Source organism: Cryobacterium sp. MDB1-18-1 (genome assembly GCF_004402735.1).
Classification (GTDB): domain Bacteria; phylum Actinomycetota; class Actinomycetes; order Actinomycetales; family Microbacteriaceae; genus Cryobacterium; species Cryobacterium glucosi.
Genome location: NZ_SOFR01000038.1, coordinates 1 through 1,540 on the forward strand (window position 1 = coordinate 1; position 1,540 = coordinate 1,540).

General features: G+C 58.4%; 2 protein-coding genes. Both read left to right on the forward strand.

All coding sequences use genetic code 11. From position 1 onward, the window contains the following. Positions 1 to 225: 225 nt before the first annotated feature. The gene (locus E3O50_RS09145) at positions 226 to 420 is read left to right on the forward strand and encodes a YkvA family protein (RefSeq protein WP_241980939.1); all 195 of its coding nucleotides are present in this window, start codon (positions 226 to 228) and stop codon (positions 418 to 420) included. Between the two features lie 188 nt (positions 421 to 608). After that, a complete protein-coding gene (locus tag E3O50_RS09150) occupies positions 609 to 1,106 on the forward strand; it encodes a DNA starvation/stationary phase protection protein (protein WP_134564559.1) in 498 nt (165 codons plus the stop codon). The last annotated feature ends 434 nt before the right edge of the window (positions 1,107 to 1,540 follow it).

Consider the following 1,540-nt stretch of genomic DNA (forward strand, 5'->3'; position numbering starts at 1 on the left):
TACCCACCGTTCCAATGATCGATTAACGCTGGAGATTGAGGAAGTCCGCATTTCTGAGGACCACCCAACGTTTCGCACTGCTCGGTGTCCCATGGCCAGGACCTACGGGTGCCCACACTTCGTAGTTCATGGTCAATTCGAGGGGCCGGCCTGTCAGCGGCCATGCCAAACTGCCCATAGGCGGCCACGGAACTGCCCGCTGACGGCCGGTAGAATCCAAGCCTGTTGTCGCCGATTGACCTGGTGCCTGACTTCATTCCCGGTCTCGGCTACACCGACGACGCCATCCTCCTCGCTATCGCTCTGCAATTCGCGACGCGCCGGGCAGGCAATGTTGCGGTCCAACAACACTGGCCAGAAACGCCCGAAAGACTTTCAGCCGTTCACCGTCTGGCCGGTTTGAGATCCTCCACACAATGAGCATGTTTACGCAACAATGCACGACCCTTCAATGCGGCCCGTTCGGCACTACCATCCTGTGCTCCCAGCACCTCACAACCGAAGCGGATCGCAAGCGCACGCTGCTATGGTCCTGACTAAAGAGTAAGCGGGGCGCCAGCTGGCCATTCGGGACATACTCGCTCCCGCTGGTGACGAACGGAATTCCAATGAAGGCATCCGCGAAACTCGGCAGCAACTTGCAGTCGATCCTCGTTGACATGATCGAGCTCCACCTCCAGGGCAAGCAGGCGCACTGGAGCGTGGTGGGCAAAAACTTCCGCGATCTGCACTTGCAGCTCGACGAAATCATCAACGACGCGCGCCTCTTCTCGGATGAGTTAGCCGAGCGAATGCGAGCCCTCGACGCCCTACCGGACGGTCGCTCTGGAACGGTCACGAAGACCACCCACCTGCCCAAGTTCCCCGAGGGCGAGGTCGACACCACCGAAACCGTGGGCCTAATCACCGTGCTACTGAAGACGACGGTCGACAACATCCGCGCCGTGCACGACGAAGTCGACGAAGAAGACCCTACTAGCGCCGACATCCTCCACGTCTTCATCGAAAAGCTCGAGCAGTACGCCTGGATGGTAAGCGCAGAGAACCGTAAACCGCGCAAACCCACCGCCAAAAACTCCACCCGCCGAGTAGGCAAAGCGCAGTGAGCCGCGACGTAGTTCTCGGACGGTAGTCCTCCATTTCAAGAGGGCCCACTTACCGAAGACTCCACAGCCGTTCACACCATATTGATTGTTTCAACAAGCGCAATATGGCTCTCGTACCTGCAGTCGATACGAAAGTTTGGTTACCCGCAGCGTCGGGCCTCTTGTGCCCGGGTGACGAATTCGAGTATTTTTTTCGAAATTACCGCAGTTTTCTGGCGGCACACTAATTGCTCACGTTGATCATCGTTTCCTTACTCAAAGAAACTGCAGTGAATCTGGCCACTGACCCACCCTCCTGGGTTGCGTCCATTAGCGTGATGTACTCCCCCGGGCCCTGATGTGCGTCCCTCGACGTCGCGATCCCGAAGCTGTGCACCGGTACCTACTTCCCGAACTGGCCCCTCGAACGCAGCCGCCAGGCCGACGACTCCCAG

What these genes read in the sequence shown, in the direction of transcription:
- E3O50_RS09150 (WP_134564559.1), top strand. Translation starts at nt 609, where the DNA reads ATGAAGGCATCCGCGAAACTCGGCAGCAACTTGCAGTCGATCCTCGTT.